Below are 25,010 nucleotides of genomic sequence, written 5' to 3'. Positions count from 1 at the left end.
GAGCTATTACTCAAATCAGATTTGCCGGTTGTACGACTTTTGGAGCAGGATGCGCGACAGAATACGACGGAGTGCAGCCCCGGGATGGGTGTTAATAAGAGTGAATATCATTTGGCTCTTGAGGTAGGATACCCCCGTCACGGTTAACGACCTCGCCTAAGGAGCGCGCTTGTCCACGCCTGTCGAACCCTTGCGTTTGCTGCTGTTGGCCGATGAGCCGGAGTGGGCCGCCAGCTTGCGCGACTGCCTGCAGCCTCTGGCTGGCAGCGCGGTGCTGCTGACCGCGCCCAACTGGGAGGCGGTCAACAGCCTGTTTGCCCATGACCGTCAGGCGGTGGTGCTGGCAACGCCTGCGCTGCTGCCGACCCCGGGCCGCTGCGAGTTGCCGACCATTGTCCTGCTCGACGACGAGCCCGAGGCGCCGCCTGCCGGCGTCAGTGACTGGCTGGTGCTGGCGCAACTGAGCAGTGACAGCCTGCGCCGCTCGCTGCGTCATGTGCGCGAGCGCGGCGTGCTGGTCGCCACCCTGCAGCGCCTGGCCGAACAGGACCCGCTGACCGGCATCGCCAACCGTCAGGGCTTTCAGGCCCTGCTGACCACGCGCCTGGCCGAACACGACGGCCGTGGCGTTGCTCTTGGCCATCTGGATCTGGACAACTTTCGCCACGTCAACGATGCACTCGGCCATCAGGGCGGCGACCGGCTGATCCTGCAGGTGGTGACCCGGCTCAAGTTGCAGCTGGAGGCGGGCGATCAGCTGGCCCGGCTGGGCAGCGACGAATTCGCCCTGCTGATCGACACCCGTCGCGAGCCGAACCGCGCCGAATGGGTGGCCGAGCGCATCGTCGAAGCGCTGGGTGAGCCGTACTGGGTCGATGGCGAAAGCCTGCTGGTGGGCTGCAGCCTGGGTCTGGCCCATGCTCGCGCGCAGGCCGGCGCCGACCCACTGATGTGGCACGCGCACATCGCCATGCGCCAGGCCAAGAGCGTGCAGGGTTGCAGCTTTCATGTGTTCAACGAGCGGATCAACCGCAATGCGCGCAGCCTGGCTGACCTTGAAGGCGAACTGCGCCGCGCCCTGCGCCGCGACGAGCTGGAACTGCATTACCAGCCACGGCTGAACCTCGTCGATGGCCGCATCGTTGGCCTCGAAGCACTGGTACGCTGGAACCACCCCGAACGCGGCCTGCTGCCGCCGAGCGAATTCGTGCCGCTGGCCGAGCAGAGCGGCCTGATCGTGCCGCTCGGCTACTGGGTCATCTCACGTGCCCTGCGCGACATGCAGGGCCTGCGTGAGCACGGCATTGCGCCGCTGCACATGGCGGTCAACCTTAGCTTTCGCCAGTTTCAGGACAGCCAGCTGCTGGCGACCCTGAGCCGGCTGATCATCGAGCATGGCGTCGATGCCCGGTGGCTTGAGTTCGAACTGACCGAAACCGCGGTGATGCGCCGCAACGAGCTGGTGCGCCAGACCATGGACGCCCTGGGCCGCCTGGGTGTGCGCTTCTCGCTGGATGACTTTGGCACCGGTTTTTCGTCGTTCGTGCACCTGAACAGCCTGCCGATCACCTTGCTCAAGGTCGACCGCAGTTTTGTCGGTGGTATGGAGCTGCGCGAAGAAAACCGCAAGCTGGTCCACGCGATGATCAACCTGGCGCACAACCTCAACCTCGAAGTGGTCGCCGAGGGTGTCGAAAGCGAAGAGCAGATGGCGCTGCTGCGCGGCTTTGGCTGCGACCAGGTGCAGGGTTTTCTGGTCAGCCAGCCGCTGCCGGTGGATGAGCTGGTGACCTACCTGCAGCAGGTGCCGGTCAGTGCGATCCGCGCTGTCTGAGTGCGCCGGGGCTGCTTTGCAGCCCTTTCGCGACACAAGGCCGCTCCTACAGGAACCATGTCGTCTGGGCATTTCGCGGTCCCTGTAGGAGCGGCCTTGTGTCGCGAAAGGGGCGCAAAGCGCCCCCAGCATTCCCGACCGTCACCCCCCCACGGCAACCTTGCGCAACATCCGCCGCACTCGCCATTCAAACGCGAAGGTCAGCGCCACCGAGGAGCAGGCCAGGCCCAGCGCCAGGCCCCACCAGATGCCGAGTGCACCGCCGCCGAGGTTGAAGGCAAACAGCCACGCACTTGGCGCGCCGATCAGCCAATAACAGCCCAGACCGATCAGGAAGGTGGTCTTGGCGTCTTGCAGGCCGCGGATCGAACCCATGGCGATGGTCTGCACACCATCGAACAACTCAAACCACGCCGCCACCATCACCAGCCCCACTGCCAGCTGGAAGATGCCGGCAAAGGCAGGGTCATTGCGGTCGATGAACAATCCCACCAACTGCTCGGGCAGCAACAGGAACAGCGCGGCGAAGGCAAACATCAACAGCGCACCAAAGCAAATACCGACCCGCCCGGCACTGCGCGCTGCAAGCAGGTTGCCGCCGCCGTAATACAGGCCGACCCGCATGGTCACCGCATAAGACAACCCGGTCGGCACCATGAACGCGGTCGAGACGATCTGCAGGGCGATCTGATGCGCCGCCAGCTCGGTGCTGCCGAGCACACCCATGCACAGCGCGGCGAAGGCGAACAAGCCGACTTCGACCATGTACGTGCCGCCAATCGGCAGGCCCAGCCGCCACAGCTCGCGCAACGCCGACAGCGATGGCCGCGCCAGGCCCTTGCGCAGCGGGTAGGCGTCGTAGAAGCGGTGCCAGCGGATATACAGCGCCAGGGCGATGGCCATGCCCAGCGAGACCAGCGCGGTGACCAGGCCAATGCCGACCAGGCCGAGTTTGGGCAAACCGAACATGCCCTCGATCAGCGCATGGTTGAGCAAGTAGTTGAGTACCGTGCCGACCAGGCTGATGACCATCACCGGCGTCGACCGGCCAAGGGCGCTGGTGAAGCCGCGCAAGGCCATAAACGTCAGGTAGCTGGGTAGTGCCAGTGGCAACAGGGTGAGAAAGGCCATGGCCGCCTCGACGTTTTCCGGCTGCTGACCAAACATCAGCAGCACCGGGCCGAGGTTCCACAATGCCAGCGCGGCGCCCAGCGCCAAAGCCCAGGCCAGCCAGATGCCGGCCTGAGCGAGGCGGGTGGCGCCGGCGATATCCCCGGCACCCTTGCGGATCGCCACCAGCGTGCCGACGGCGGCAATCACGCCCAGGCAGAAGATCGACACGAATGAATAGCTCGCCGCGCCCAGGCCGCCACCGGCCAGGGCCTGCGGGCTGATCCGCGCCATCATCAAGGTGTCGGTCAGCACCATCAGCATATGCGCCAACTGCGAGGCAATCAGCGGCCCGGCCAGGCGCAGCAGAGCCTTGAGTTCAACGGTGGGCGCGACGTGCATGGTGAGAGTCCTTGATGCTGGGGGATGAACAGGAGGTAGATTCTGAGGCCTGGGTCAACTTTCCACAAAAGGATAAATGCGATCGCTCCCATGAGTTGAACTCATGTATGTATGATTTGCCTTGCTCGTTCGTGCCCCCCGTATTGCAGGTGCCCCATGTCTAGACAACTCCCTCCGCTCTATGCGCTGCGCGCATTCGAGGCGGCTGCACGGCATTCCTCGTTTACTCGCGCCGGCGAGGAGTTGTCGATTACGCAAAGCGCCGTCAGCCGGCACATCCGCACGCTGGAGGAGCACTTCGCCTGCCGCCTGTTCGTGCGCAGCGGCCGCAGCCTGCAGCTGACCGAGGCGGCGCGGATGCTGCTGCCCGGCGTGCGCGATGGCTTCGCTTCGCTGGAGCGCGCCTGCGATACCTTGCGCGGCGAAGATGACATCCTGCGCATGAAAGCCCCGTCGACCCTGACCATGCGCTGGCTGCTGGCGCGGCTGAGCCGCTTTCGCCATCTGCAACCGGGCAACGAAGTGCAACTGACCAGCGCCTGGATGGACGTCGACCATGTCGATTTCAATCACGAGCCGTTCGACTGCGCGGTATTGCTCAGCGATGGCCAGTTCCCGGTCGACTGGGAGGTGCGGCGGTTGTTCTCCGAGTTGCTGATCCCGGTCGGCGCTGCGCAGCTGATCGACGAGGGGCCTTGGGATGAGCAGCGCCTGGCTGACATCGAACTGCTGCATCCGACCCCGGACAAACGTGACTGGCGTAGCTGGCTGGCGCGCATGGGCCTGGCTGACAAGGTTTCGCTCAAGGGTGGGCAGGTCTTCGACACGCTTGAACTGGGCATGATCGCTGCGGCGCGTGGCTACGGGATCTCCATGGGCGATCTGTTGATGGTGGCCGAAGACGTCGCTCAAGGCCGGCTGAGCCTGCCGTGGCCGACCGCAGTGGCCAGCGGCATGGACTATTACCTGGTCTGGCCACGCACCAGGCCCGGCACAGAGCGCCTACGTCGCTTGAGCGGGTTTCTCCAGGAAGAGGCGGCGGCAATGGACTTGCCAGCGGTGCAAATCCTGCCAGCGCTTGCGCAGTAAAACGTTTGCGAATGTCCCGGTCCGGCACTCAAGTATTCGTCCGCGACGCCGATTTAGTGGCACCAGCGTCCCGCAAGAGGACGCGATTACCCGTCGAATGCAGCGGGCGGTCAGCGCGATCAGGATGATCCCGGCCCCTTGCCAGGAGCTTGCACATGCCTCAACCCCGTGCCCGGATTGCCTCACAGCTCGGGATCGCCCTCGCCATCGTGCTGGCGCTGGTGATCACCGGCAGTACCCTGTTTGCCCTGCGCTCGCTGGACAACGCCAACCTCGCCACCCGCCAGGAACACCTGGCCAGTGAAGCGCGGCTGCTGGCTGACCAGCTGGATACCTTCCATGGTTCGCTGAAGGACAACACCCAGCGCCTCAGCGGCCTGTTCGAGCGCCGTTTCGCCTCGGGTCTGAGCCTGCATGCCGGCGAAACCGCCTCCGTCGCCGGCCAGGCCACGCCGGCGCTGTATCTGGGGGATCACCTGCTCAACAACGATTTCCAGCAGGTCGACGAGTTCAAGCAGATGACTGCTGGCGTCGCCACCGTGTTCGTGCGCAGTGGCGATGACTTCATCCGCATCAGCACCTCGCTGACCAAGCAGGATGGCAGCCGCGCCATCGGCACCCAGCTCGACCGCCAGCACCCGGCCTATGCCAAGTTGATGGCCGGGCAAAACTACGTTGGCCGTGCCGTGCTGTTCGAGCGCAACTACATGACCCGCTACGTGCCGGTGCGCGATGACAGCGGCCGAGTCATTGCGGTGTTGTTCGTCGGCTTCGACTACACCGATGCGCAGAACGCCCAGCTCGCCAACCTCAAGCGCTTCCGCATCGGTCACACCGGCTCGCTGGCGCTGCTCGACGAGCAGGGCAAGTGGCTGGTGCCGCCGGCTGATGTGGGTAATGCCGAGGCGGCCGCGCAAGCCGTCAAGAACCTCGCTGCAGAGCCGGGTACTGGCAGCTTCTGGGACAACGCCGACCAGCAGATTTTCAGCGTTGCCATGCCGTTTGCCGAAGGCCCGTGGACAGTTGTTGCGAGCATGCCCGAAGCCGAGATTCGCGACGTGACCTGGAGTGTCGGCCTGCGCCTGGCGATCGGCAGCCTGCTGGCCATGCTGCTGGCGGTGGCGGCGACGCTGTTCCTGCTGCGGCGCAAGCTGCGCCCACTGAGCGACCTGCTGCGTCAGGCCGAAGCCCTGGGTGCGGGTGATCTGAGCGCGCGTCTGACGGTCAGCAGCAACGACGAGATTGGCCAGTTGGCGCGCAGCTTCAACCAGATGGGTGAAGCACTGTCGACCATGGTTGCGCATATTCGCAGCGCCTCCGAGCAGGTCAGCGGCCGTGCTCGTTCGCTGGCCGGGCTGTCGTCCGGTGCCTGCGAAGGCATGGAGCAGCAGTCTGGTGAAATCACTAGCATGGCTGGCGCCGTCGAAGAGTTCAGCGCCACCTCGATGAACATTGCCGACAATATGGCCGGCACCGAACGCATGGCCCGCGACAATGCCGAGCACACCCGGGTTGGCCGCAGCGCGATGAACGAAGCGTCAGCCTCGCTACGCCAGATCGCCGATGCCCTCGGCGGCACTGCTGAGGTCATGGACACCCTTGGCGCCCGCTCGCAGGAAATCGGCGGCATCGTCGGGGTGATCACCGCCATCGCCGAGCAAACCAACCTGCTCGCGCTCAACGCGGCAATCGAGGCCGCTCGCGCCGGTGAGCAGGGCCGTGGCTTTGCCGTGGTGGCCGATGAGGTGCGCGGCCTGGCGGCGCGGACCCGTTCGGCAACCGACGAGATTTCCGGAATGATCGGCAGTATCCAGCAGCAGACCGGGCACGCCATCAGCACCCTGCAGCAGGGCAACCGGCTGATGCAGGAAGGCCTTGAACGCAACGTCAAAGTGGCTGATGCGCTGGCTCAGATCGACCAGCAGAGCCGCGACGCCGGTGAGCAGTTTGCCGCGATCAGCGCTGCCACTCAGGAGCAGAGCAGCACTGCGACCTTGCTCAGCCGCAACCTGCAGAGCATCGCCCAGGCCAACAGCGAGCAGCACGATGTGGCCAATGAACTGGCCACCACCGCACGTGAGCTGGAAGGCCTGGCGGCGCAGTTGCGCCAGGAAGTGGATCGCTTCCGCGTCCGCTGACAGCGGTAGCCGCCGCGCAGATCGGCCTGCGTAGCGGCTGCAATCAGGCGAGGTTTACAGCGCGCTCAGGTTCAGTGCCTGCGCACAGGCCTGCAGCGAGCGCTGTTCGCTCTGCGCGTATAGCGCCAGCTCGTCCTGCACCGCCAACCCCAGCGCCGCCTCGAACGCTTCGCGGTTGGCATTGCTGCCGTAGTTGGCCTGGGCATCGTCGCCCAGGTTGGACTGGAAGATCCCCGCAGCACTGACCGGCAGGAAGTCTTCGTAAACCAGCGCCTCGAAATGCACATGCCCGGCGTCGATCAGGCCCTGCAAGGTGCTCGGCCGGCCAGCTTCGTTGCGCGCTGCCAGGCCCTTGTCGGTGGCGAAGTAACGGAAGTATGCCAGGCCCTGCTCGCGCATCTGCGCCAGGTCATCGGGGAACTTGGCGAACTGCGCCTGGAGCAACTGCTGGTAGCGCTCGGCATTGGCCTCGGCCGGAACCCCGCCGAGTGCTGCGCGGGTCGCATCGAGCAAGGTGTCGTACAGCGCCCGGCCCTTGGGCGTCAGCGCTGCTCCACGCTGTTCGATTTCGCCGAAGCGCGCAGTATGGCTGCCTTCGCTGCCGGCCTGATCGGTGAAGGCGACCTTCTCTTGCAGGGCCTTGAAGCTGGTCTGACGCAGCAGGATCGGGTGGCGCCGGGTTGGCGGGCCTTCGACCACTGCCTTGGGGGGAATGCCCTTGGCCGGCATGCCCAGCTGAATCGCATCGATGTCCAGCGTGCGCGGGGTCAGGTGATTGATGTGCGGGCCTTTGAACGCCACCACATCGGCAATCAGCCGGTGCTGGTCATGCAGTTGCTGGTACTGCTCGGCAGTCACCGTCGCCTGCTGGTGCCAGCGGAAGGTGTGCAGCGCCTCCTGCACAAAGGCCTCGGCGTCGGCGGCGTTGAGGCCGTTGTTGCGCTCACATTGGGCGATCAGTTCCAGCACCCGCGGGGTGAAGATCTGCCGCTTGGCCAGAATGCTCGCAGCCAGCTCGCGCAGTTGCGGGTTGTCGATCAGCTCCAGGCGCAGCAGCGAAGTGAATACACGGAACGGGCTGACGTGCAGCGACTGCTCATGCACTGCGCGAAATGCCGTCGAGTGCACCGGCACGCCCGCCGAGCTCAGGTCGTAGTAACCCACCGGCTGCATGCCCATCACCGCGAACAGGCGGGCGATGGTGGCCAGCTCGGCGGCGGTGCCAACGCGGATGGCGCCATGGCGTTCGTGGTCGAGACGCTCGATTTCGCCGGTCCAGCGCAGCGCTTCAGCGACCTGCGGCTGTTGCTGCATGACCTGCTGGTTGATTTCGCTGACCAGCTCCAGCAGCGTGCCGTACAGCGGCACTTCCTGTTTGTACATGAGCGACATGGCGGCAGAGAACTGCGCACGGATGCTGTCTGGGCTGACGAAATCATGGGCGGGCATCGCAAGCTTCCTGGTGGTTAATGGGACCGTTACATGAAAACTGGGAATGGACTGCCGCCACAAGCGAAAAAAAGTAGAGGTGTCATTCCCTTTATGATTGATGTCGCCCCGACACTATCAGCCCCCAAGCTGAGTTTTGATCCACTCCACCAAAGCCCGCACCTTCGGCACTTCAGCCGCATGCTCGGCATACGCCAGATAATGCGCGCCATTACTGCGCATAGCATGCTGCCAGGCAATCACCAAACTGCCCTCGGCCAGTTCCTTCTCCGCCAGATAACGTGGCACCAGCGCCACGCCGCAGCCCGCCTGAGCCGCACTCAAGGCCATATAAAAGGTGTCGAAGCGTGGCCCGTGGTAGCTGTTGTCGGTGTGCAGGCCCTGCTCCAAGAACCACTCATGCCAGGCCTCCGGCCGTGAAGTGCTCTGCATCAACACCAGTTCGGCCAGCGCGCTGGCATCGCTCAATTCGCGCCCTTGCAGCAGCTCAGGCGCGCACACCGGCACCACTTCCTCGTCGAACAGCTGCACGCAGGTTGCCCCCGGCCAGGTGCCCTGGCCAAAGAAGAACACCACGTCGGCCGAGCCCTGCAACAGCGAGAACGGCTCCATCTCGTTGCGGATATCAAGGTGGATATTCGGGTAGCGCTTGCCAAAACCCTTGAGGTGCGGGATCAACCAGCGCACGCCAAAACTCGGTTGAGTAGCTACCTTCAATATCTCGGTCTGCTCGCCGTACGTCAGGATGTAGCGGCTGGACATGTCGACCTGGGTGAGGATCTTGTTCACCTCGGCCAGGTACAGGCTGCCCGCAGGCGTCAGCTGCAAGCGCCGGCGAATGCGCAGGAACAGGTGATGGTGGAGCATTTCTTCAAGCTGCGCGACCTGTTTGCTGACCGCACTTTGGGTCAGGTGCAGCTCTTCGGCAGCGCGGGTGAAGCTCAAGTGACGGGCTGCAGCTTCAAAGCACTGCAGGGCCGTCATCGACGGTACCAGACGTTTCGACATGGCAGTCTCTATGCAAGGGGATCATGACCTGACGGAATGATATGCGGAATAAAGGTCGTTTGTTGCACTGCTGTGATCGGATTAATACTGATCCACATCATATTTACCACCCTTCAGCCGATTTAGGAGAAGCACGATGGTTGCTGCATTGCTCGAGCGCCTTGGCGTCGCCGCCCAGGCCTACACTCAGGGCGACTACCCTGTTCACACCCCGATCGACGGTAGCCAGATCGCCACGGTGAAACTGCTCGGAAAGGCCGAGACCACCGCTTGCATCGACCAGGCCCACGCCGCCTTCGAAGCCTGGCGCACTGTACCGGCCCCGCGTCGCGGCGAGCTGGTGCGGCTGTTTGGCGAAGTCCTGCGTCAGCACAAGGCCGAGCTCGGTGAGCTGGTCTCGATCGAAGCCGGCAAGATCACCCAGGAAGGCCTGGGCGAAGTGCAGGAAATGATCGACATCTGCGACTTCGCCGTCGGCCTGTCGCGTCAGCTGTACGGCCTGACCATCGCCTCCGAGCGCCCCGGCCATCACATGCGTGAGTCGTGGCATCCGCTGGGCGTGGTTGGCGTGATCAGCGCCTTCAACTTCCCGGTGGCGGTGTGGGCGTGGAACACCGCGCTGGCGCTGGTAGCCGGTAACGCCGTGGTCTGGAAACCGTCCGAGAAGACCCCGCTGACCGCACTGGCCTGCCAGGCGCTGTTCGAAAAAGCCCTGCTGGCCTTCGGTGATGCACCGGCCGGCCTGGCCCAGCTGGTGATCGGCGGCCGTGAAGCCGGCGAAGCGCTGGTCGACGACCCACGTGTACCGCTGGTCAGCGCCACCGGCAGCACCCGCATGGGTCGTGAAGTCGGCCCACGGGTTGCCGCACGCTTTGGCCGCAGCATCCTCGAACTGGGCGGCAACAACGCCATGATCCTCGCGCCGAGTGCCGATCTTGATCTGGCTGTGCGCGGCATTCTGTTCTCCGCCGTCGGCACCGCTGGCCAGCGCTGCACCACCCTGCGTCGGTTGATCGTGCACCGTTCGATCAAGGACGAAGTGGTTGCCCGCGTCAAAGCCGCCTACGGCAAAGTGCGCATCGGCGACCCGCGCGAGAACAACCTGGTCGGCCCGCTGATCGACAAGCAGTCGTTCGACGCCATGCAAGGCGCACTGGCCAAGGCCCGTGACGAAGGTGGCCAGGTGTTTGGTGGTGAGCGTCAGCTGGCCAGCCAGTATCCGAACGGCTACTACGTGACCCCGGCAATCGCCGAGATGCCTGCGCAGAGCGAAGTGGTCCGCCACGAGACCTTCGCACCGATCCTGTACGTGCTGGCTTATGACGACTTCGAGGAGGCCTTGCGCCTGAATAACGAAGTGCCACAAGGCCTGTCGTCGTGCATCTTCACCACCGACCTGCGTGAAGCCGAGCGCTTCCAGAGCGCAGCCGGCAGCGACTGCGGCATCGCCAACGTCAACATCGGCACCAGCGGTGCAGAGATCGGTGGCGCGTTCGGCGGCGAGAAAGAAACCGGCGGCGGTCGCGAGTCGGGTTCGGATGCCTGGAAAGGCTACATGCGGCGCCAGACCAACACCGTCAACTACTCACGCGAATTGCCGCTGGCGCAGGGCATCGTGTTCGACTGATGATCGCAGGCGGGGGCCTCGGCCCCCTTTCGCGGCCGTGTGCCGCGAGCGGCCGCCTGGCGGCCACACCGTAACAAGAAAAATAAGCTGAGGCCGGTCATGCCCGAATTGCGTCAACAATGTCTCTGGGAACACGTCACTCCGGCGAGCGTCGCCGTGCAGGCCCTGGCGGGCGAGCACAAGGCCGACGTCTGCGTCATCGGTGGCGGTATCACCGGCCTGTCGGCAGCGATCCATCTGCTCGAACAGGGCAAGTCAGTGATCGTTGTCGAAGCCTGGAAAGTCGGCCACGGCGGCTCCGGGCGCAACGTTGGCCTGGTCAACGCCGGCACCTGGATTCGCCCCGACGATGTCGAAGCGACCCTCGGTCAACAACAGGGCAGCCGCTTGAACAAGGCCTTGGGCGAGGCACCCGCCGAGGTGTTCGCCATGATCGAGCGCCTGGGCATCGACTGCCAGGCCCAGCACAAAGGCACTCTGCACATGGCGCACAACGCCACTGGCCTGGCTGACCTGGAGGCGCGCCATCAGCAATGGAGCCGGCGCGGCGCCAACGTCGAACTGCTGACCGGCGCGCAGTGCCAGGAATACTGCGGTACCGACAAGATTTCCGCCGCGCTGCTCGACCACCGCGCCGGCACCATCAACCCGATGGCTTACACCCAAGGCCTGGCTGCTGCAGTAGAGCGGCTGGGCGGCAAGCTGTTCCAGCAATCCTCGGTCGAAGGCCTGCAGCGCGATGGCGCTGGCTGGCAGGTCAACACCGGCAAAGGCGTGGTCCGTGCCGACAAGGTGGTGATCTCCACCGGCGCCTACACTGAGGGCGACTGGAGCAACCTGCAAAAGCACTTCTTCCGTGGCTATTACTACCAGGTTGCCTCGGCACCGCTGCACGGCGCAGCCGCCGACAAGGTGCTGCCCCATGGCCAAGGCTCGTGGGACACCCGTACCGTACTCAGCAGCATCCGCCGCGATGACCAAGGCCGCCTGCTGCTCGGCAGCCTCGGTCGGGTCGACAACAAGCCGGCATGGTTCGTACGGCGCTGGGCCGACCGCATTCAGAGCCACTACTACCCGGAGCTGGGCAAGGTCGACTGGGAAATGCACTGGACCGGCTGCATCGACTTCACCCCCGATCACCTGATGCGCCTGTTCGAACCTGCACCGGGGTTGGTCGCGGTGACCGGCTACAACGGTCGCGGCAATACCACCGGTACCGTGATTGGCCGAGCCTTTGCCGAGTTTCTGCTCAAGGATGACCCCGAGCGCCTGCCGGTGCCGTTCTCGCCGATGAAAGCCGTCAGCGCGCCGTCGTTGCGTACTGCGTTCTATGAGTCAGGCTTCTCGCTGTACCACGCCGGCCAGTGCTTGCGCGTGGTCCTGTAGGAGCGGCCTTTTGTCGCGAAAGGCCAGCGTAGCTGGCCCCGGCGATACCCGCGGCGAAGCTGAAATCTGGGGCCGCTACGCGGCCCTTTCGCGACACAAGGCCGCTCCTACCGCAGCCAGCTGAGAAAGCCGCCTTTCTTGACCAGCACCGGTTTCTGCATCAACAGTGAATCGCGGCTCTGCCGGCGGAACCGTTGCAGCTTGGTCAAGGCCATCTGCACGTCGCCGCGCTGGTCCAAGCAACTGCGCAGCTGTTCCTTGTCGATCCGATACAGCACGCAGCCGCTCAGGGTACGGAACTCCACCGCCGACTCTTCTTCATCGACCAAACCTTCAATGGCCAGCAGCTCGCCCGGCCCCATGCGCCCGGCCTCGACCAGCCGCTCGCCATCGCGCACCGACGCCGACACTACCCCGCTGGCAATCACCAACACATGCTGCGAACGCTCGCCGATGCCTAGGATCACCTGATCGACCAGGTACTCCACCGTCGTCATGTGCTGGCTCAGCTCATCGCGCTCGTCGCCGCTCAGCGAGCGGAACAGGCGCACCTCATCCAGCAGCTCGCGCTGACGGCTGCGTGGCGCCGAGGCCAGGTCGGCATTCCAGATCACGCCGCTGGCTTCCAGGTGCCGATGGGCCAGGTCGAACAACTGATTGCGCACCTCGCCCTTGCGCGCCATGTCGGTGATGAAACCACTGGCTTCATATTCCACCGACTCCAGGCTTGAGGCTTTCACCGAGACCTTTGGTGCAGGCGTGGCGAGTAGCGCAGAGGTGCCTTGCAGGGCCTTTTCCAGCGCATCGAACACCCGCTTCGGGCGCACTTTGGCCGGCACCACCACGGTGATGCTCAGCCCATGCCGGTCCGCCGGGCGGCTGTGGTTGAGCAGCTTGGCCTTGGCTGCCACCGAGTTGGGCACCACCGCCAGGCTGCCGCTGGCAGTGATCATCCGCGTCGCCCGCCAGTCGATATCGACCACTTTGCCCTCGGTGCCATCGATCGAAATCGAATCGCCGATCTGATACGGCCGCGTGGTATTCAGAACGATCCCCGAGAACACATCGCTCAAGGTGCTCTGCAACGCCAGGCCGATCACGATCGCCATTACCCCTGACGTCGCCAGCAGCCCCTTGACCGGCAACTGCAGCACATAGGCCGCCGCGGCCACCACCGCCACCAGAAAAATCAATGCCCCGAGCACGTCCTGCAACAAACGCCCGCCATGGCTGCCGCGCGCCACCAGCAGCACGCCGAACACCACCGTCACCGTCCGCGCCGCAAACAGCCACCAGCCAATCGCCAGCACCGTCGCCAACAGATTGCGCGCCACATCATCGACCCACGGCGGCGGCTGCAACGGGCTCATCCCCGCCGCCACCAACACCGCGCTGAACAACAGGAAGATCGCCAGACGCGCAGCGATCCGCCACGGCTGGCGCTGCAGCGTGATCAATTGCCAGAGCAGTACATCGAGCAGGATCAAACAGGTGCCGAGCAACAGCGGGTAGGACTGGATGAACGCCAGCATGACGGTCTCGGTGCGGGGGAGGGCTGATGGGTAGTAAAGAGTAGGTGAGGGGGACAAGCAACTGGGCCGTAGTCGCAACAACAGGCCGTAATCACCATCGTTCATAAAATAGAACGCTAAAGACAAATTTAGCTATCTAGTCGCACAAAGGTCTTGGTTTTAATCTTTACTCATCAACGCGAAACACCCAACTCACTCGAAACCAAGACCCTTGCGGAGCACCAAGCCATGAACAACTTCAAATACAACCGCCTGAACAAAGACGACGCCGTAGTCCTGCTGGTCGACCATCAAGCTGGCCTGCTGTCGCTGGTGCGTGACATCGAGCCGGACAAGTTCAAGAACAACGTGCTGGCCCTGGCTGACCTGGCCAAGTTCTTCAACCTGCCAACCATCCTCACCACCAGCTTCGAGCAAGGCCCCAACGGCCCGCTGATCCCTGAGCTGAAAGCGCTGTTCCCGGATGCGCCGTACATCGCTCGCCCTGGCCAGATCAACGCCTGGGACAACGAAGACTTCGTCAAGGCGGTCAAGGCGACTGGCAAGAAGCAGCTGATCATCGCTGGTGTGGTGACCGAGGTTTGTGTGGCGTTCCCGGCACTGTCGGCGCTGGAAGAAGAGTTCGATGTGTTCGTGGTTACCGATGCGTCCGGCACCTTCAACGAGATCACTCGTGACGCCGCCTGGAACCGCATGAGCAGCGCTGGTGCACAACTGATGAACTGGTTCGGCGTGGCCTGTGAACTGCACCGCGACTGGAGGAACGACATCGAAGGCCTCGGCGCGCTGTGCTCCAACCACATACCGGACTACCGCAACCTGATGACCACCTACAGCGCCCTGACCGCCGCCGGCAAATAAGCCGCGCCCTCAACCCAGCGCCGGCCCACAGCAACAGCGTGGGCCATGGCCAGCCGCCTTTGCCCAGGGAACACCCATGAACAGTGCAACCGTCGATAACCGCAACGTGGTGACCCTGGTCATCCAGCACAAGGCGCGGGCCGCCGCGCTGGCGCAGTACGAGGCATGGCTCAAGCGCGCGGTAACCACTGCCCGCCAGCAGCCGGGCCACCTCGACGTCAATGTGATCCGCCCCGATGGCGGTGGTTGCCACTTCACCACCGTGGTGCGTTTTGCCGATGCTGAACTGCTGCAGGCATGGGTCAATTCGGCTGAACGCCAGGCACTGGTCAGCGAGGTGCTGCCGCTGCTTGAGGACGGTGACCACACCCATGTGCATGACGACCCGGAGTTCTGGTTCACCCCGGCCAGCAGCAACACCCCAGCGCCGCCGCGCTGGAAGCAGGCCGTACTGACCTACCTGGTGATCTGCCCGTTGACCATGTTGGTACCGATCGTGCTGGCACCGCTGTTCACTCGCGTGCCGCAACTGGCCGGGCCGGTCATTGGCAACCTGATCGGCAACCTGCTGGTGATCCTGCCGGTGGTGTTTTTCATCATGCCGTGGGTAACCCGCCGCTGCGCCAACTGGCTACGTGGTTGAAACATTTCTGACGCTACGCTGTGCAAGCCCCTACCTAATTTCTGGAGATACCGATATGAGCACGTTCGTAACCCGCGATGGCACTTCGATCTACTTCAAGGACTGGGGCAGCGGCAAGCCCGTGCTGTTCAGCCATGGCTGGCCGCTGGATGCGGACATGTGGGACACCCAGATGGAGTTTCTCGCCAGCCGCGGCTACCGCGCCATCGCCTTTGACCGGCGTGGCTTCGGTCGCTCCGACCAACCGTGGACCGGCTATGACTACGACACCTTCGCCGACGACATCGCCCAGCTGATCGAGCACCTCGACCTGCGCGACGTGACCTTGGTCGGCTTCTCCATGGGTGGCGGTGACGTTAGCCGCTACATCGGTCGGCATGGCAGCGAGCGGGTGGCCAAGCTGGTGTTGCTCGGCGCAGTAACGCCGGTGTTCGGCAAGTCCGAGAGCAACCCGGATGGCGTCGATGCTTCGGTGTTCGAAGGTATCCAGGCGGGCCTCAGAGCCGACCGTGCACAGTTCCTGGCCGACTTCGCCACCCCGTTCTACGGCATCAACAAAGGCCAGGCGGTCTCCACCGGAGTGCAGGCGCAGACCCTCAATATCGCCCTGCTGGCGTCATTGAAAGCGACTCTGGATTGCGTCAGCGCCTTCTCTGCCACCGACTTCCGTCCAGACATGGCCAAAGTCGATGTGCCGACCCTGGTCATTCATGGCGACGCCGACCAGATCGTACCGATGGAGACCACCGGCAAGCGCGCAGCAGAAATGATCAAGGGCGCTGAGTTCAAGGTATACAGCGGCGCGCCGCACGGCTTTGCGGTCACCCATGCGCAGCAGTTGAACGAAGACCTGCTGGCGTTCCTGGCCAAGTAAGCCACCGAGGCGGCGCGGTTCACTCCGCGCTGCTCCCGCCCCCTATCCGAGGATTTGCCCATGACCGCCGACCTGATCCTGTTCAACGGCAAGCTGCACACCGTCGACCGTGAAAACCCAACCGCCACCGCCGTGGCCATCAAGGACGGGCGTTTTCTCGCCGTGGGCAGCGACGCCGAGGCCATGGCCTTGCGCGGTGACAGCACGCAAATCATCGACCTCAAGCAGCGCACGGTGATCCCCGGCCTCAACGACTCGCACCTGCACCTGATCCGCGGCGGTCTCAATTACAACCTGGAACTGCGCTGGGAAGGCGTGCCTTCGGTAGCCGATGCCCTGCGCATGCTCAAGGACCAGGCGGCGCGCACGCCAACTCCGCAGTGGGTGCGGGTAGTCGGTGGCTGGAACGAATTCCAGTTCGCCGAAAAACGCATGCCGACCCTTGAAGAGATCAACCAGGCCGCGCCCGATACCCCGGTGTTCCTGCTGCACCTGTACGACCGCGCGCTGCTCAACCGCGCCGCGCTCAAAGCCGTCGGCTACGACAAGGACACGCCCAACCCAGCCGGTGGCGAGATCCAGCGCGACAAGTTCGGCAACCCGACCGGCATGCTCATCGCCCGCCCCAACGCGATGATTCTCTACGCGACCCTGGCCAAAGGGCCGAAGCTGCCCTTGGAGTATCAGGTCAACTCGACCCGCCAGTTCATGCGTGAACTCAACCGCCTCGGCCTGACCAGCGCGATCGATGCCGGTGGTGGCTACCAGAACTTCCCCGACGATTACTCGGTAATCCAGGAGCTGGCCGACAACAACCAACTGACCGTGCGCATCGCCTACAACCTGTTCACGCAAAAACCCAAGGAAGAGCTCGACGACTTCCGCAAGTGGACCTCCAGCGTCAAGCTGCACAGCGGCACCGACTTCCTCCGGCACAACGGCGCCGGCGAGATGCTGGTGTTCTCCGCCGCCGACTTCGAGGACTTCCTCGAGCCGCGCCCTGACTTGCCGCAGACCATGGAAGAAGAGCTGGAACCGGTGGTCCGCCATCTGGTCGAGCAGCGCTGGCCGTTCCGCCTGCACGCCACCTACAACGAGTCGATCACGCGCATGCTCGACGTGTTCGAGAAGGTCAACCGCGACATCCCGTTCAACGGCCTGCCGTGGTTCTTCGACCACGCCGAAACCATCACCCCGCAGAACATCGAGCGCGTGCGTGCCCTGGGCGGCGGTATCGCCATTCAGGACCGCATGGCCTTCCAGGGTGAGTACTTCGTCGACCGTTACGGCGCCAAGGCGGCCGAACAGACCCCGCCGATCAAGCGCATGCTGGAAATGGGCGTGCCGGTCGGTGCCGGTACCGACGCCACTCGGGTTTCCAGCTACAACCCGTGGACCTCGCTGTACTGGATGGTCAGCGGCAAGACCGTCGGTGGCATGGAGCTGTATCCCGAAGGCCTGAGCCGCGATACCGCGCTGCAGTTGTTCACCCAGGGCAGCGCCTGGTTCTCCAGCGAGCAGGGCAAGAAAGGCCAGCTCAAGGTCGGCCAGCTGGCTGACCTGGCAGCGCTGTCGCTGGACTTCTTCAGCGTCAGTGAGGAGGCGATCAAGAGCATCGAGTCGGTGCTGACCATTGTCGATGGCAAGGTCGTGTACGGCGCCGCCGAGTTCGATAAGCTGGGCCCAGCGCAGGTGCCGGTATTGCCTGAGTGGTCGCCGGTGGCCAAGGTGCCGGGGCACTGGCGGGCGGGCACACCGTCGCTGGCAGCGATGCCACATCAGTGTTCCGGGCCGTGTGGGGTCCATGCTCACAGCCATGACAAGGCGCGCAAATCGAGTGTGCCGGTGAGTGACTTCCAGGGCTTCTGGGGATCGCTGGGCTGTTCGTGTTTCGCGTTCTGATCTGATCCGAGGCGGCCGCCTCGACGCGATCTCTGTAGGAGCGGCCTTGTGTCGCGAAAGGGCCGCGCAGCGGCCCCGACGATCTCTGGTGCTGCACAGATCCTGGGCCCGCTACGCGCGCCTTTCGCGACACAAGGCCGCTCCTACAGGGATCGCGTCAAACCTCAAGATCACGCTTCGGGACAGGTGTCGCTTTAACCCATTCAAGCCATGTCGCAGGACACGAACTCTTCCGCCAGGTGATCGATCAGCGAGCGTACCGACGGCAGCAGGCCACGCCGCGACGGGAAGATCGCATGGACGATACCGCAGCGCGGATTCCAGCCCGGCAGCACTTCTACCAGATGCCCGCTGGCCAGATCCTCACGCACGGCCACCTTCGGCAAGTGCGCTATACCGATCCCCGCCACCACAAAATGGCGCAGCGCAAACAGGTCATCGGTGACCATCCGCGGCGTATGCGGGATGACGATGCTGCGGCTCATGTCCTCGCCCTGAAACAGCTCCCACTGATACTCACGCTGCGCGCCGCCCCAGTGCAGGCTCGGCAGCTGGCTGAGCTGCTGCGGATCGAAGCCCGCCGGCAGTTGCTCAAGAAACGCCGGCCGACCGACCAGACATTGGGTGCTGTTGCTCAGCACCTTCATCACCATGTCGGTGTTTTCCAGCGGCGGAAAGCGCACCCGCAGCGCCACATCGAAGCCCTCGTGCAGCAAGTCGACGCGGCGGTTGGTGCTCTCGATGAACAACTCGACCCGCGGATACTTGAGCATATAGCGCGTCAGCATCGGCCCGACCCAGGAGTTGAGCAGGGTGGTCGGGCAGCTCATGCGCACCAGCCCGCGCGGCTCGCTGCGGTTGCGCTCGATCACCTCGGCAGCGCTCTCGGCCTCGACCCGCATGGCCAGGCAGCGGCGGTAATACTCCTGGCCGATTTCGGTCAGTGAGCAATGCCGGCTGGTGCGGTGCAGTAGGCGCACGCCGAGCCTTTCTTCGAGGTCGGCGATGCGCCGGCTGAGCTTGGATTTGGGCATATCCAGCGCCCGCCCGGCAGGCGCGAAGCCACCGTGCTCGACTACCTGAGTGAAGAAGTACAGCGAGTTGAGGTCTTCCAAGCGGGTCTCCTGGTCAGTCGCTTGCTGCTGCGCCGGAGTGTTTGCGACTCGAGCGAGACGGAGCGTAACAGGCCAGGGGTGGAGGGGGCGGGTGATTTTTTGTGGTCGCGGGGTGGAGGTGACCTGACGGATGGACAGCTGCTTAGGAAATTTCCCACGTGCTTGGCTGACGCCATCACGGCGTCTTTGAAGCTGGCAAAGAACAAACTGCACTCCCGGAAATTCTCAGGAGTGTCTCCATGCAACGAGCCATGGTCTACTTGAAAAGTGTAAGGCCTGGCCTTACACTTCAGCGTCAATGATCAGGAGTTTCAGGCACAAAGGCCTGAGGGCACTCTATCAGCGGGGAGATACATCCGGTGTCCGAGCTGATCAAGTAGCACGCCTGCGCCGGCTTCTCGCGTCACTCGCAGTCGCACAATCGCCTGCCGATATGGACCGACCCGGTTATCGGCTCCATCCCTTGCGAGGCAACCTGGACGGTTTCTGGGCCGTTAGCATCTCTGGTAACTGGCGGGTGATATTCCACTTTGTCAGCACCGACGTTGAGCTGGTCGACTATCTGGATTATCACTAGGAGCTGAATGCTTATGTCGATGCACAACCCGCCTCACCCCGGCGAATCGCTGCGCGAAGATGTCCTGCCCGCTATTGGTATGAACGTCTCGTCGCTGGCTCGCCACCTTGGCTACTCACGCGGGCAGCTGTCTGCCGTCATCAATGGACGCGCAGCGCTTTCGGCTGACCTGGCTTATCGCCTTGAGCTGGCAGGCCTGGGTGCGGCCCGGCAGTATCTGGCGGAGCAGGCGGCCTACGATCTATGGCAGGCCGCGCAGCGGGAGCATCCGCCTATCTGTCGACTGGTGTTGGCCTGAGTTGGCCTCAGTCGGCGTCTGACTCGAATAGCCGGGCCAGCTCCACCCGTGCTTCCTTGGCGTTCTGCATGACCTTGGCGCGGTCGTCGCGGATGCGGCCCTGGGCTTCGAGCACCTGCTCGTCATGTTCGGCAAAGCGCTGGATGCGGTCAGCGGCCTGATAATCCGACAAACCCAGGCCGACCAAGGCGCGTCGGCTCATTTCCAGGCTGGAATAGAACGTCTCGCGGATCGGCTCGGCGCCGACGTCCATCAGCTTGTGCACATGCTGGCGGTTGCGCGCGCGGGCGAGCACTTTCAGATGTGGATAGAGACGTTTGACCCTCTCTGCCGTGCGTGTGGTGATCTCGGGGTCGTCAGTGGTCACGATCAGGTATTCGGCCTCGCCGACTTTGGCGGCGTGCAGCACTTCGGCGCGCATCGGGTCGCCGTAGAACACCGGCGCCTGCTCGAAGGTGCGGGTCATCTCGATGGCGTCGACCGAGGTGTCGAGGGCAATGAACGGGATCTTCTGCGCACGCAGGATGCGCGAGACGATCTGGCCCATGCGGCCCATGCCAACGATCACCACCCGCGGCGCATCGGTCTGGATGTCCTTGTACTGTTCCGGCACTTCACGCGTGGCAGGCGGGCGCTTGAGCAGGCGTGCGCAGGCCATCAGCAACAGCGGCGTGGCGGCCATCGATAGAGTGATGGTCATCAGCAGCAGGTCGTAGGTGTAGCTGTCGAGCAGTCCTTGGTCCTTGCCCAGCTTGAACACCACAAAAGCGAACTCGCCGCCAGCCGCCAAGACCACGCCGAGGCGCAGGGCATTGGCCGTATTGAGGCCGCCCAGACGCCCGACCAGCATCAGCATCGGCAGCTTTACTGCGATCAGCAGCGCAGTCAGGCCGAGCAACAGCCAAGGCGTGTCGAACAACAGACTGAGATTGGCGCCCATGCCGACACTGATGAAGAACAGGCCCAGCAGCAGCCCTTTGAACGGCTCGATCTGCGACTCCAGTTCGTGCCGGTATTCCGAGTCGGCCAGCAACAGGCCGGCGAGAAATGCGCCCAAGGCCATGGAGATTCCGGCCAGCTCCATCAGCCAGGCAGTGCCGATCACCACCAGCAGTGCGGTGGCCGTGGACACTTCCGGCAAGCCGGTGCGGGCGACGATGCGGAACACCGGGCGCAGCAGATAACGGCCGCCGACGATGACCACGGCGATGCTGGCAAAGATGGTCAGGCCGTGTTGCAGGCTGTCGCCATGGCTGGTGTCCGGGCCGCTGGCGGCGAGCAACGGCACCAGTGCGATCAGCGGGATGGCGGCGATGTCCTGGAATAGCAGAATGGCAAACGCCAGACGCCCGTGCGGGGCATTCAATTGCTTGGTTTCGGCCAGCGTCTGCAAGCCAAAGGCAGTCGACGACAAGGCCAGGCCCAGACCCAGCACCAGCGCTGCGGGCAGTGATTGGGCGAAACCGAACAGAGCGATGGCGCCGAGTATCGCGCCGGTCAGCAGCACCTGTGCCAGGCCCACGCCGAACACCGCTTTGCGCATCAGCCACAACCGCCGCGGTGACAGTTCCAGGCCGATGATGAACAGCAGCAAGACTACGCCCAGCTCGGAAATGTGCGCGACGCTTTCGGTGTCGCGGATCAAGCCTAAAACCTGTGGGCCTATGGCTACGCCGGCAAGCAGGTAACCGATGACGGCGCCGAGTTGCAGGCGCTTGGCCAATGGCACGGCAATCACTGCGGCGAGAAGGAAGATGACCGCGGTTTGTAGCAGGCTGCCTTCGTGTGGCATCGCTCGAACTCCATGAGCTGCGAAGAGGGCAGCGGGATCAGATTAGTCGCGCATTGTGAAGGGCAGGGTGGGTGCAGACAATCCGCCTGTGCAGAGACACATTGTCATTTCAGTGGCGACAATCAACGCACACTGGCTGCAAACAAACACGGGGCAAGCCCTTTTCAAGACCTGCCCCGCAGAGTGTTTACAGCAGCGTTGTACGATGACTTAGCTGAACAGCTCCACACCCAGCTGGAACGCCACCCACAGTGCCAGGCCGGTGGCGAATGCCAGGGCGATGTTCTCGAACAGGTTGTTGCGGTATTCCTTGCTCAGCAGCGATTTCTGGTTGGACATGATCAACAGGCCCAGCGAGATCACCGGCAGACCAATGATATTCAGCGCGCTGACGCCGATGGTCAGGGTGACGAAGTCAGGCATGCCCGGGATCGACCAGATCAGTGGCGTAACCAGGATGAACAGCATGAACCAGCGGTGCGCCGGGTCCTTGTGGAACTCCTTGCCATAACGCTCGCGACGCTTGGGCTGCACGTGCTGCAGGGCGTCGGTGATCAGCATCGGGAAGGCTGTGGTCTTGCCGGAAATGCTGGCGAACAGGGTGGCGAACACGCCGATGAAGAACACATACCAGCCGATCGGGCCGAAGAAGATTTCCAGCGCCTTGCCCAGATCGCCAAGGGTTTTCACTTCGATGCCGTTGGGCCGCAGGATTTCTGCGCCGACGATCCAGATCGCCAGGTTGATGACGATACCGACGAATACTGCAAACAGCAGGTCGTTGCGTTGCACGCGCTTGTGCTGCGGGCCAACCCAGCCCTTCTGGCGCATCACGTAGGGGTGGACGAAGTTGGCCACCGAACCGGCCACTGCGCCGATCACCGACACCGCTACCAGCATGGCGCCATGCACGCCCTCGTCAGGCGGGATGCTGAAGCCGATGGTGCCTTTGACGATGCCTGCCACATCCGGCCCGGACATTACCGCCAGCGCCAGAAACGCCAGGGTCATGATCGCCAGCAATGCCTTCATCACGCCTTCGATAAGCGAATAGATATTGCGCCCGACCAGCATCCACACCGCCAGCACCACCGCCATCGAGCAAAGCAGCGGGTAGTCGACGCGCAGCAGCATGGCCAATGATTCGCCGGCGCCCTTGATCATGTATGCGTTCATCAGGTGGCCCATGATCAGCGCGTAGCCGAGCATGAACCAGGCGAACACCGGGTGCAGTTGCGCGTAGCCCTGAAGGATGGTCATGCCCTGGTTATTGCACAGTTGGAAGCGGGCGATGATGTTGACGATCAGGTAGCGCAGCAGCAGCGAAACTGCCAGCACCCACATCATTGCGTAACCGTAGTTGGCGCCGGCCACGGAAGAGGTGATCAGATCACCTGCGCCCAGCCACGACAGCACGGCGATGATGCCCGGGCCGAGCAACTTGGCGATGCGCGCGAGGCGGCTTTGCGAGGGCACGGCAGCTTTGCCCTCAACGGAAGGTAGGCTGGTCATTGGATGTCTCCGTTATTTTTGTATTGAGAGCCGGCGCAGTCGAACATGCTGATAGGACGTCGTACAACTAAAATCGCAGAGCAAACATTACAAAGTATTACGGCAAATCCAGGCTGTTTTGTGCAGGCCTTGCGGGGCTTGAGCTGCCGTGGAATATGGCCTGCTGACATCATGGGGGTGCTTGTAAGACCTTTCCCAACTTCGCGCTGAGCGCTTCAGGCTGTGGGGCCTTCGGAAGTATCCTACGTCCTTTGCGGAAGCTGCCGTATTGTCGGGGAAATGCCTCAGGGCTAACGTCGTCGGGTCGCCTGAACAGGGCGAACGGGCGTGAGATACCCGACCCTAACGCACTCCGCTTTATGGCGGTCTTACGCGGGCAGGCTTCGGTCTGGCCGGGTTAGCGTATGGGCCCGGGTCTCACCCCGCGTACGACTGCCACCCAAATCCGTGAGACGAAAAGGAGGGCAGCGACCATTCATACGCTATGAGGTGTCGTCCCATGAAAAAGATCGTCCCTGATCCACCCCGTTTAAAGCTGATCATCTCCCCGCATTTTTCTGTCCACAGCGACATGCTCCCGCCTGATTCCCTGGCCTTGGCCAATGAATTTCTCTGCGGCGTGGTCGAGACCCTCGACCAGCAGTGCAGCGACTCGGCTGAGCAACCTGACCTAAACGCCCTGGCCAGCGCCGCCCATGCCACGCGCATGGCCCGTACCCTGGTTGAACACGCATTGACCCGGCTGCGTAGCTGAAGGAGCCAAGGTATGAGCGTGCAAACCAACGGCATTACCACGGTGGGCGTGGCCTCAACCGAGCTGTTCACCGTCCGCCCTGGCATCCCGATCCCCCAGGCGTTTGATGAGCTGTCGGTGTTGCTGGGTTGTATCCGCCATCTGACCGATGAGGCCGAAATGCAGGGCGACCTCCAGGCCGGCAGCGCGGCGCGGATCCTCAGCGGGCTGGCCAAGGCGCTGGTCAATGACATGGAGACTGGGGTCAATCGACTGCGGTGAATGGCTTTGATGCGATGTATGGGGGCTGCTTTGCAGCCCTTTCGCGACGCAAGGCCGCTCCTACAGGAGCGGGCTTGCCCGGGAGAGTGCTTTCAGCCCTCAGCGCAAAATCTGCGCCGGTTCATCCGGCGGCAAGTTGCTCTGCACACCTTCTCGCGCTGGCGCCGCCGACACTTCGCCGGCCAGCTGCTCGGCCAGTTGCCGCGCTACATCCATGCCCAGCTCCCTGGACACCTCGCGGACCACCCGCGGGCGGTTGAGGGTGACGCGCGCATCCTGGCGTTTTACCAGCTTGGTGTCCTGGCCCTCGCCCATGGCGGTGAAGGCCGAGGTGATCTCGTAGGTGCGGGTATTGATCAGGCTGAAATCAGCCACCACGCTCAGGGCCAGTACCGCCGAGTAGCTGTCGGTGTGGTCGAGTGCGTTGATGTCCCTCTGGAAGTCGATATCCGACAGGGTGCCGAACAGCACGTAGTCGGCACCTGGGAACGAGCCGGCTTTGATCCGGGCGATCACGTCGTAGACATCGTCGTTGGAACGGCTGGTGTAAGGCTTGCCCTGCACCAGCTGGAACAGCCCACCCTTGAGGATTGCGCCCTTGATGTCGCCACCGAAATTGCGCAGCTCGGTCTGCTCGATGTAGCTCTTGCTGCTCTCGTACTCGCTGTAGCTGGCCGAGTGGCTGGCGCTGTACGGGCTCGCCTGGCCGCTGTTGTGCGCACTGACGCTGTGGATGTATTCCTCCACCTGCGCCTGATAGGCCAGGTCGGTGACTGCGACCTTGGGCGCCGCCTGCGCAGAAAATGCGCAAGCCATAGCGATGACTGCCATCCATGTACGCATCGC

21 protein-coding genes and 1 pseudogene are annotated in these 25,010 nt (G+C 63.5%); 14 read left to right on the top strand and 8 right to left on the bottom strand.

All coding sequences use genetic code 11. The features are described from left to right. Nucleotides 1–169: 169 nt before the first annotated feature. Nucleotides 170–1,834 (top strand): bifunctional diguanylate cyclase/phosphodiesterase, encoded by a 1,665-nt coding sequence (locus ACIOAU_RS10185; protein WP_101322911.1) that lies wholly within the window; start codon nucleotides 170–172, stop codon nucleotides 1,832–1,834. Between the two features lie 141 nt (nucleotides 1,835–1,975). Here the strand turns inward: ACIOAU_RS10185 and ACIOAU_RS10180 are convergent, their stop codons facing one another. Further along, entirely contained in the window at nucleotides 1,976–3,346 is a 1,371-nt protein-coding gene (locus tag ACIOAU_RS10180; RefSeq protein ID WP_101322912.1) for a NorM family multidrug efflux MATE transporter, read from the bottom strand. Nucleotides 3,347–3,502: 156 nt separating this feature from the next. Between ACIOAU_RS10180 and ACIOAU_RS10175 the strand changes: the two genes are divergently transcribed. The 3 genes and pseudogenes from ACIOAU_RS10175 (at nucleotide 3,503) to ACIOAU_RS10165 (ending at nucleotide 6,573) form a co-directional block, all read left to right on the top strand. Beyond that, nucleotides 3,503–4,435 carry a LysR substrate-binding domain-containing protein gene (locus ACIOAU_RS10175; RefSeq protein ID WP_150572504.1) on the top strand — a complete coding sequence of 311 codons (933 nt, stop codon included), beginning with the start codon at nucleotides 3,503–3,505 and terminating at the stop codon, nucleotides 4,433–4,435. A gap of 155 nt (nucleotides 4,436–4,590) precedes the next feature. Further along, nucleotides 4,591–5,712 (top strand): annotated as a pseudogene (locus tag ACIOAU_RS10170) (Cache 3/Cache 2 fusion domain-containing protein); the annotation flags it as partial. Then, on the top strand, nucleotides 5,707–6,573 hold the full coding sequence (locus ACIOAU_RS10165) for a methyl-accepting chemotaxis protein (RefSeq protein WP_375140266.1): 867 nt from the start codon (nucleotides 5,707–5,709) through the stop codon (nucleotides 6,571–6,573). The pseudogene ACIOAU_RS10170 and the gene ACIOAU_RS10165, both read left to right, overlap by 6 nt. A 54-nt stretch (nucleotides 6,574–6,627) precedes the next feature. Here ACIOAU_RS10165 and ACIOAU_RS10160 read toward each other — a convergent pair whose 3' ends face one another. Together ACIOAU_RS10160 and ACIOAU_RS10155 are read right to left on the bottom strand one after the other, a co-directional pair. Next, nucleotides 6,628–8,022: a VOC family protein gene (locus ACIOAU_RS10160; protein ID WP_401181708.1), complete on the bottom strand. Its 1,395-nt coding sequence runs from the start codon at nucleotides 8,020–8,022 to the stop codon at nucleotides 6,628–6,630. Between the two features lie 117 nt (nucleotides 8,023–8,139). Continuing rightward, nucleotides 8,140–9,030 carry a LysR substrate-binding domain-containing protein gene (locus tag ACIOAU_RS10155; protein ID WP_181088528.1) on the bottom strand — a complete coding sequence of 297 codons (891 nt, stop codon included), beginning with the start codon at nucleotides 9,028–9,030 and terminating at the stop codon, nucleotides 8,140–8,142. Between the two features lie 136 nt (nucleotides 9,031–9,166). Between ACIOAU_RS10155 and ACIOAU_RS10150 the strand changes: the two genes are divergently transcribed. Beyond that, nucleotides 9,167–10,657 carry an aldehyde dehydrogenase family protein gene (locus ACIOAU_RS10150; RefSeq protein WP_103435578.1) on the top strand — a complete coding sequence of 497 codons (1,491 nt, stop codon included), beginning with the start codon at nucleotides 9,167–9,169 and terminating at the stop codon, nucleotides 10,655–10,657. A gap of 99 nt (nucleotides 10,658–10,756) precedes the next feature. Further along, entirely contained in the window at nucleotides 10,757–12,043 is a 1,287-nt protein-coding gene (locus ACIOAU_RS10145; protein WP_401181704.1) for an NAD(P)/FAD-dependent oxidoreductase, read from the top strand. Nucleotides 12,044–12,150: 107 nt separating this feature from the next. Here the strand turns inward: ACIOAU_RS10145 and ACIOAU_RS10140 are convergent, their stop codons facing one another. Further along, nucleotides 12,151–13,575 (bottom strand): mechanosensitive ion channel domain-containing protein, encoded by a 1,425-nt coding sequence (locus ACIOAU_RS10140; RefSeq protein WP_401181701.1) that lies wholly within the window; start codon nucleotides 13,573–13,575, stop codon nucleotides 12,151–12,153. A gap of 228 nt (nucleotides 13,576–13,803) precedes the next feature. Here ACIOAU_RS10140 and ycaC point away from each other — a divergent pair, with 228 nt between their 5' ends. The 4 genes from ycaC (at nucleotide 13,804) to ACIOAU_RS10120 (ending at nucleotide 17,855) form a co-directional block, all read left to right on the top strand. Beyond that, complete coding sequence (ycaC, locus tag ACIOAU_RS10135) at nucleotides 13,804–14,436, top strand: isochorismate family cysteine hydrolase YcaC (RefSeq protein WP_101322920.1); 633 nt, start codon at nucleotides 13,804–13,806, stop codon at nucleotides 14,434–14,436. Between the two features lie 76 nt (nucleotides 14,437–14,512). Further along, nucleotides 14,513–15,079, top strand: a complete 567-nt coding sequence (locus ACIOAU_RS10130) for an antibiotic biosynthesis monooxygenase (RefSeq protein ID WP_150570438.1) — start codon at nucleotides 14,513–14,515, stop codon at nucleotides 15,077–15,079. A gap of 55 nt (nucleotides 15,080–15,134) precedes the next feature. After that, nucleotides 15,135–15,953 (top strand): alpha/beta fold hydrolase, encoded by an 819-nt coding sequence (locus tag ACIOAU_RS10125; protein ID WP_150572509.1) that lies wholly within the window; start codon nucleotides 15,135–15,137, stop codon nucleotides 15,951–15,953. A gap of 60 nt (nucleotides 15,954–16,013) precedes the next feature. Next, complete coding sequence (locus ACIOAU_RS10120; protein ID WP_101315217.1) at nucleotides 16,014–17,855, top strand: amidohydrolase; 1,842 nt, start codon at nucleotides 16,014–16,016, stop codon at nucleotides 17,853–17,855. 203 nt (nucleotides 17,856–18,058) lie between these two features. Here the strand turns inward: ACIOAU_RS10120 and ACIOAU_RS10115 are convergent, their stop codons facing one another. After that, nucleotides 18,059–18,970, bottom strand: a complete 912-nt coding sequence (locus ACIOAU_RS10115) for a LysR substrate-binding domain-containing protein (protein ID WP_103435587.1) — start codon at nucleotides 18,968–18,970, stop codon at nucleotides 18,059–18,061. Nucleotides 18,971–19,268: 298 nt separating this feature from the next. On the opposite strand from ACIOAU_RS10115, the gene ACIOAU_RS10110 reads away from it, so the two are divergent. Both ACIOAU_RS10110 and ACIOAU_RS10105 read left to right on the top strand, forming a co-directional pair. Then, nucleotides 19,269–19,547, top strand: coding sequence for a type II toxin-antitoxin system RelE/ParE family toxin (locus ACIOAU_RS10110; protein ID WP_401181695.1), 279 nt, complete (start codon nucleotides 19,269–19,271; stop codon nucleotides 19,545–19,547). 13 nt (nucleotides 19,548–19,560) lie between these two features. Beyond that, nucleotides 19,561–19,845 carry a HigA family addiction module antitoxin gene (locus ACIOAU_RS10105; RefSeq protein ID WP_103435589.1) on the top strand — a complete coding sequence of 95 codons (285 nt, stop codon included), beginning with the start codon at nucleotides 19,561–19,563 and terminating at the stop codon, nucleotides 19,843–19,845. 7 nt (nucleotides 19,846–19,852) lie between these two features. Here the strand turns inward: ACIOAU_RS10105 and ACIOAU_RS10100 are convergent, their stop codons facing one another. Both ACIOAU_RS10100 and ACIOAU_RS10095 read right to left on the bottom strand, forming a co-directional pair. Further along, complete coding sequence (locus ACIOAU_RS10100; RefSeq protein ID WP_401181692.1) at nucleotides 19,853–21,637, bottom strand: monovalent cation:proton antiporter-2 (CPA2) family protein; 1,785 nt, start codon at nucleotides 21,635–21,637, stop codon at nucleotides 19,853–19,855. A 210-nt stretch (nucleotides 21,638–21,847) separates the two neighbouring features. Continuing rightward, nucleotides 21,848–23,149 carry an Nramp family divalent metal transporter gene (locus ACIOAU_RS10095; protein ID WP_101315222.1) on the bottom strand — a complete coding sequence of 434 codons (1,302 nt, stop codon included), beginning with the start codon at nucleotides 23,147–23,149 and terminating at the stop codon, nucleotides 21,848–21,850. 499 nt (nucleotides 23,150–23,648) lie between these two features. Here ACIOAU_RS10095 and ACIOAU_RS10090 point away from each other — a divergent pair, with 499 nt between their 5' ends. Next, complete coding sequence (locus ACIOAU_RS10090; protein WP_188036968.1) at nucleotides 23,649–23,903, top strand: hypothetical protein; 255 nt, start codon at nucleotides 23,649–23,651, stop codon at nucleotides 23,901–23,903. 12 nt (nucleotides 23,904–23,915) lie between these two features. Continuing rightward, the gene (locus ACIOAU_RS10085; RefSeq protein ID WP_220632870.1) at nucleotides 23,916–24,164 is read left to right on the top strand and encodes a DUF3077 domain-containing protein; all 249 of its coding nucleotides are present in this window, start codon (nucleotides 23,916–23,918) and stop codon (nucleotides 24,162–24,164) included. Nucleotides 24,165–24,263: 99 nt separating this feature from the next. On the opposite strand, the gene ACIOAU_RS10080 is transcribed toward ACIOAU_RS10085, so the two are convergent. Continuing rightward, nucleotides 24,264–25,007 (bottom strand): penicillin-binding protein activator LpoB, encoded by a 744-nt coding sequence (locus tag ACIOAU_RS10080; protein WP_259074774.1) that lies wholly within the window; start codon nucleotides 25,005–25,007, stop codon nucleotides 24,264–24,266. Between the last annotated feature and the right edge of the window lie 3 nt (nucleotides 25,008–25,010).

Source organism: Pseudomonas sp. NPDC088322, from assembly GCF_044740745.1.
GTDB classification, from domain to species: Bacteria; Pseudomonadota; Gammaproteobacteria; order Pseudomonadales; family Pseudomonadaceae; genus Aquipseudomonas; species Aquipseudomonas shirazensis.
This window is presented reverse-complemented; position numbering and strand designations above follow the sequence as displayed.

Coding starts and splice junctions, on each gene's coding strand:
- ACIOAU_RS10180 (WP_101322912.1), bottom strand. CDS start 3,346: ATGCACGTCGCGCCCACCGTTGAACTCAAGGCTCTGCTGCGCCTGGCC.
- ACIOAU_RS10175 (WP_150572504.1), top strand. CDS start 3,503: ATGTCTAGACAACTCCCTCCGCTCTATGCGCTGCGCGCATTCGAGGCG.
- ACIOAU_RS10165 (WP_375140266.1), top strand. CDS start 5,707: ATGGGTGAAGCACTGTCGACCATGGTTGCGCATATTCGCAGCGCCTCC.
- ACIOAU_RS10160 (WP_401181708.1), bottom strand. CDS start 8,022: ATGCCCGCCCATGATTTCGTCAGCCCAGACAGCATCCGTGCGCAGTTC.
- ACIOAU_RS10155 (WP_181088528.1), bottom strand. CDS start 9,030: ATGTCGAAACGTCTGGTACCGTCGATGACGGCCCTGCAGTGCTTTGAA.
- ACIOAU_RS10150 (WP_103435578.1), top strand. CDS start 9,167: ATGGTTGCTGCATTGCTCGAGCGCCTTGGCGTCGCCGCCCAGGCCTAC.
- ACIOAU_RS10145 (WP_401181704.1), top strand. CDS start 10,757: ATGCCCGAATTGCGTCAACAATGTCTCTGGGAACACGTCACTCCGGCG.
- ACIOAU_RS10140 (WP_401181701.1), bottom strand. CDS start 13,575: ATGCTGGCGTTCATCCAGTCCTACCCGCTGTTGCTCGGCACCTGTTTG.
- ycaC (WP_101322920.1), top strand. CDS start 13,804: ATGAACAACTTCAAATACAACCGCCTGAACAAAGACGACGCCGTAGTC.
- ACIOAU_RS10130 (WP_150570438.1), top strand. CDS start 14,513: ATGAACAGTGCAACCGTCGATAACCGCAACGTGGTGACCCTGGTCATC.
- ACIOAU_RS10125 (WP_150572509.1), top strand. CDS start 15,135: ATGAGCACGTTCGTAACCCGCGATGGCACTTCGATCTACTTCAAGGAC.
- ACIOAU_RS10120 (WP_101315217.1), top strand. CDS start 16,014: ATGACCGCCGACCTGATCCTGTTCAACGGCAAGCTGCACACCGTCGAC.
- ACIOAU_RS10110 (WP_401181695.1), top strand. CDS start 19,269: ATGATCAGGAGTTTCAGGCACAAAGGCCTGAGGGCACTCTATCAGCGG.
- ACIOAU_RS10105 (WP_103435589.1), top strand. CDS start 19,561: ATGTCGATGCACAACCCGCCTCACCCCGGCGAATCGCTGCGCGAAGAT.
- ACIOAU_RS10100 (WP_401181692.1), bottom strand. CDS start 21,637: ATGCCACACGAAGGCAGCCTGCTACAAACCGCGGTCATCTTCCTTCTC.
- ACIOAU_RS10095 (WP_101315222.1), bottom strand. CDS start 23,149: ATGACCAGCCTACCTTCCGTTGAGGGCAAAGCTGCCGTGCCCTCGCAA.
- ACIOAU_RS10090 (WP_188036968.1), top strand. CDS start 23,649: ATGAAAAAGATCGTCCCTGATCCACCCCGTTTAAAGCTGATCATCTCC.
- ACIOAU_RS10085 (WP_220632870.1), top strand. CDS start 23,916: ATGAGCGTGCAAACCAACGGCATTACCACGGTGGGCGTGGCCTCAACC.
- ACIOAU_RS10080 (WP_259074774.1), bottom strand. CDS start 25,007: ATGCGTACATGGATGGCAGTCATCGCTATGGCTTGCGCATTTTCTGCG.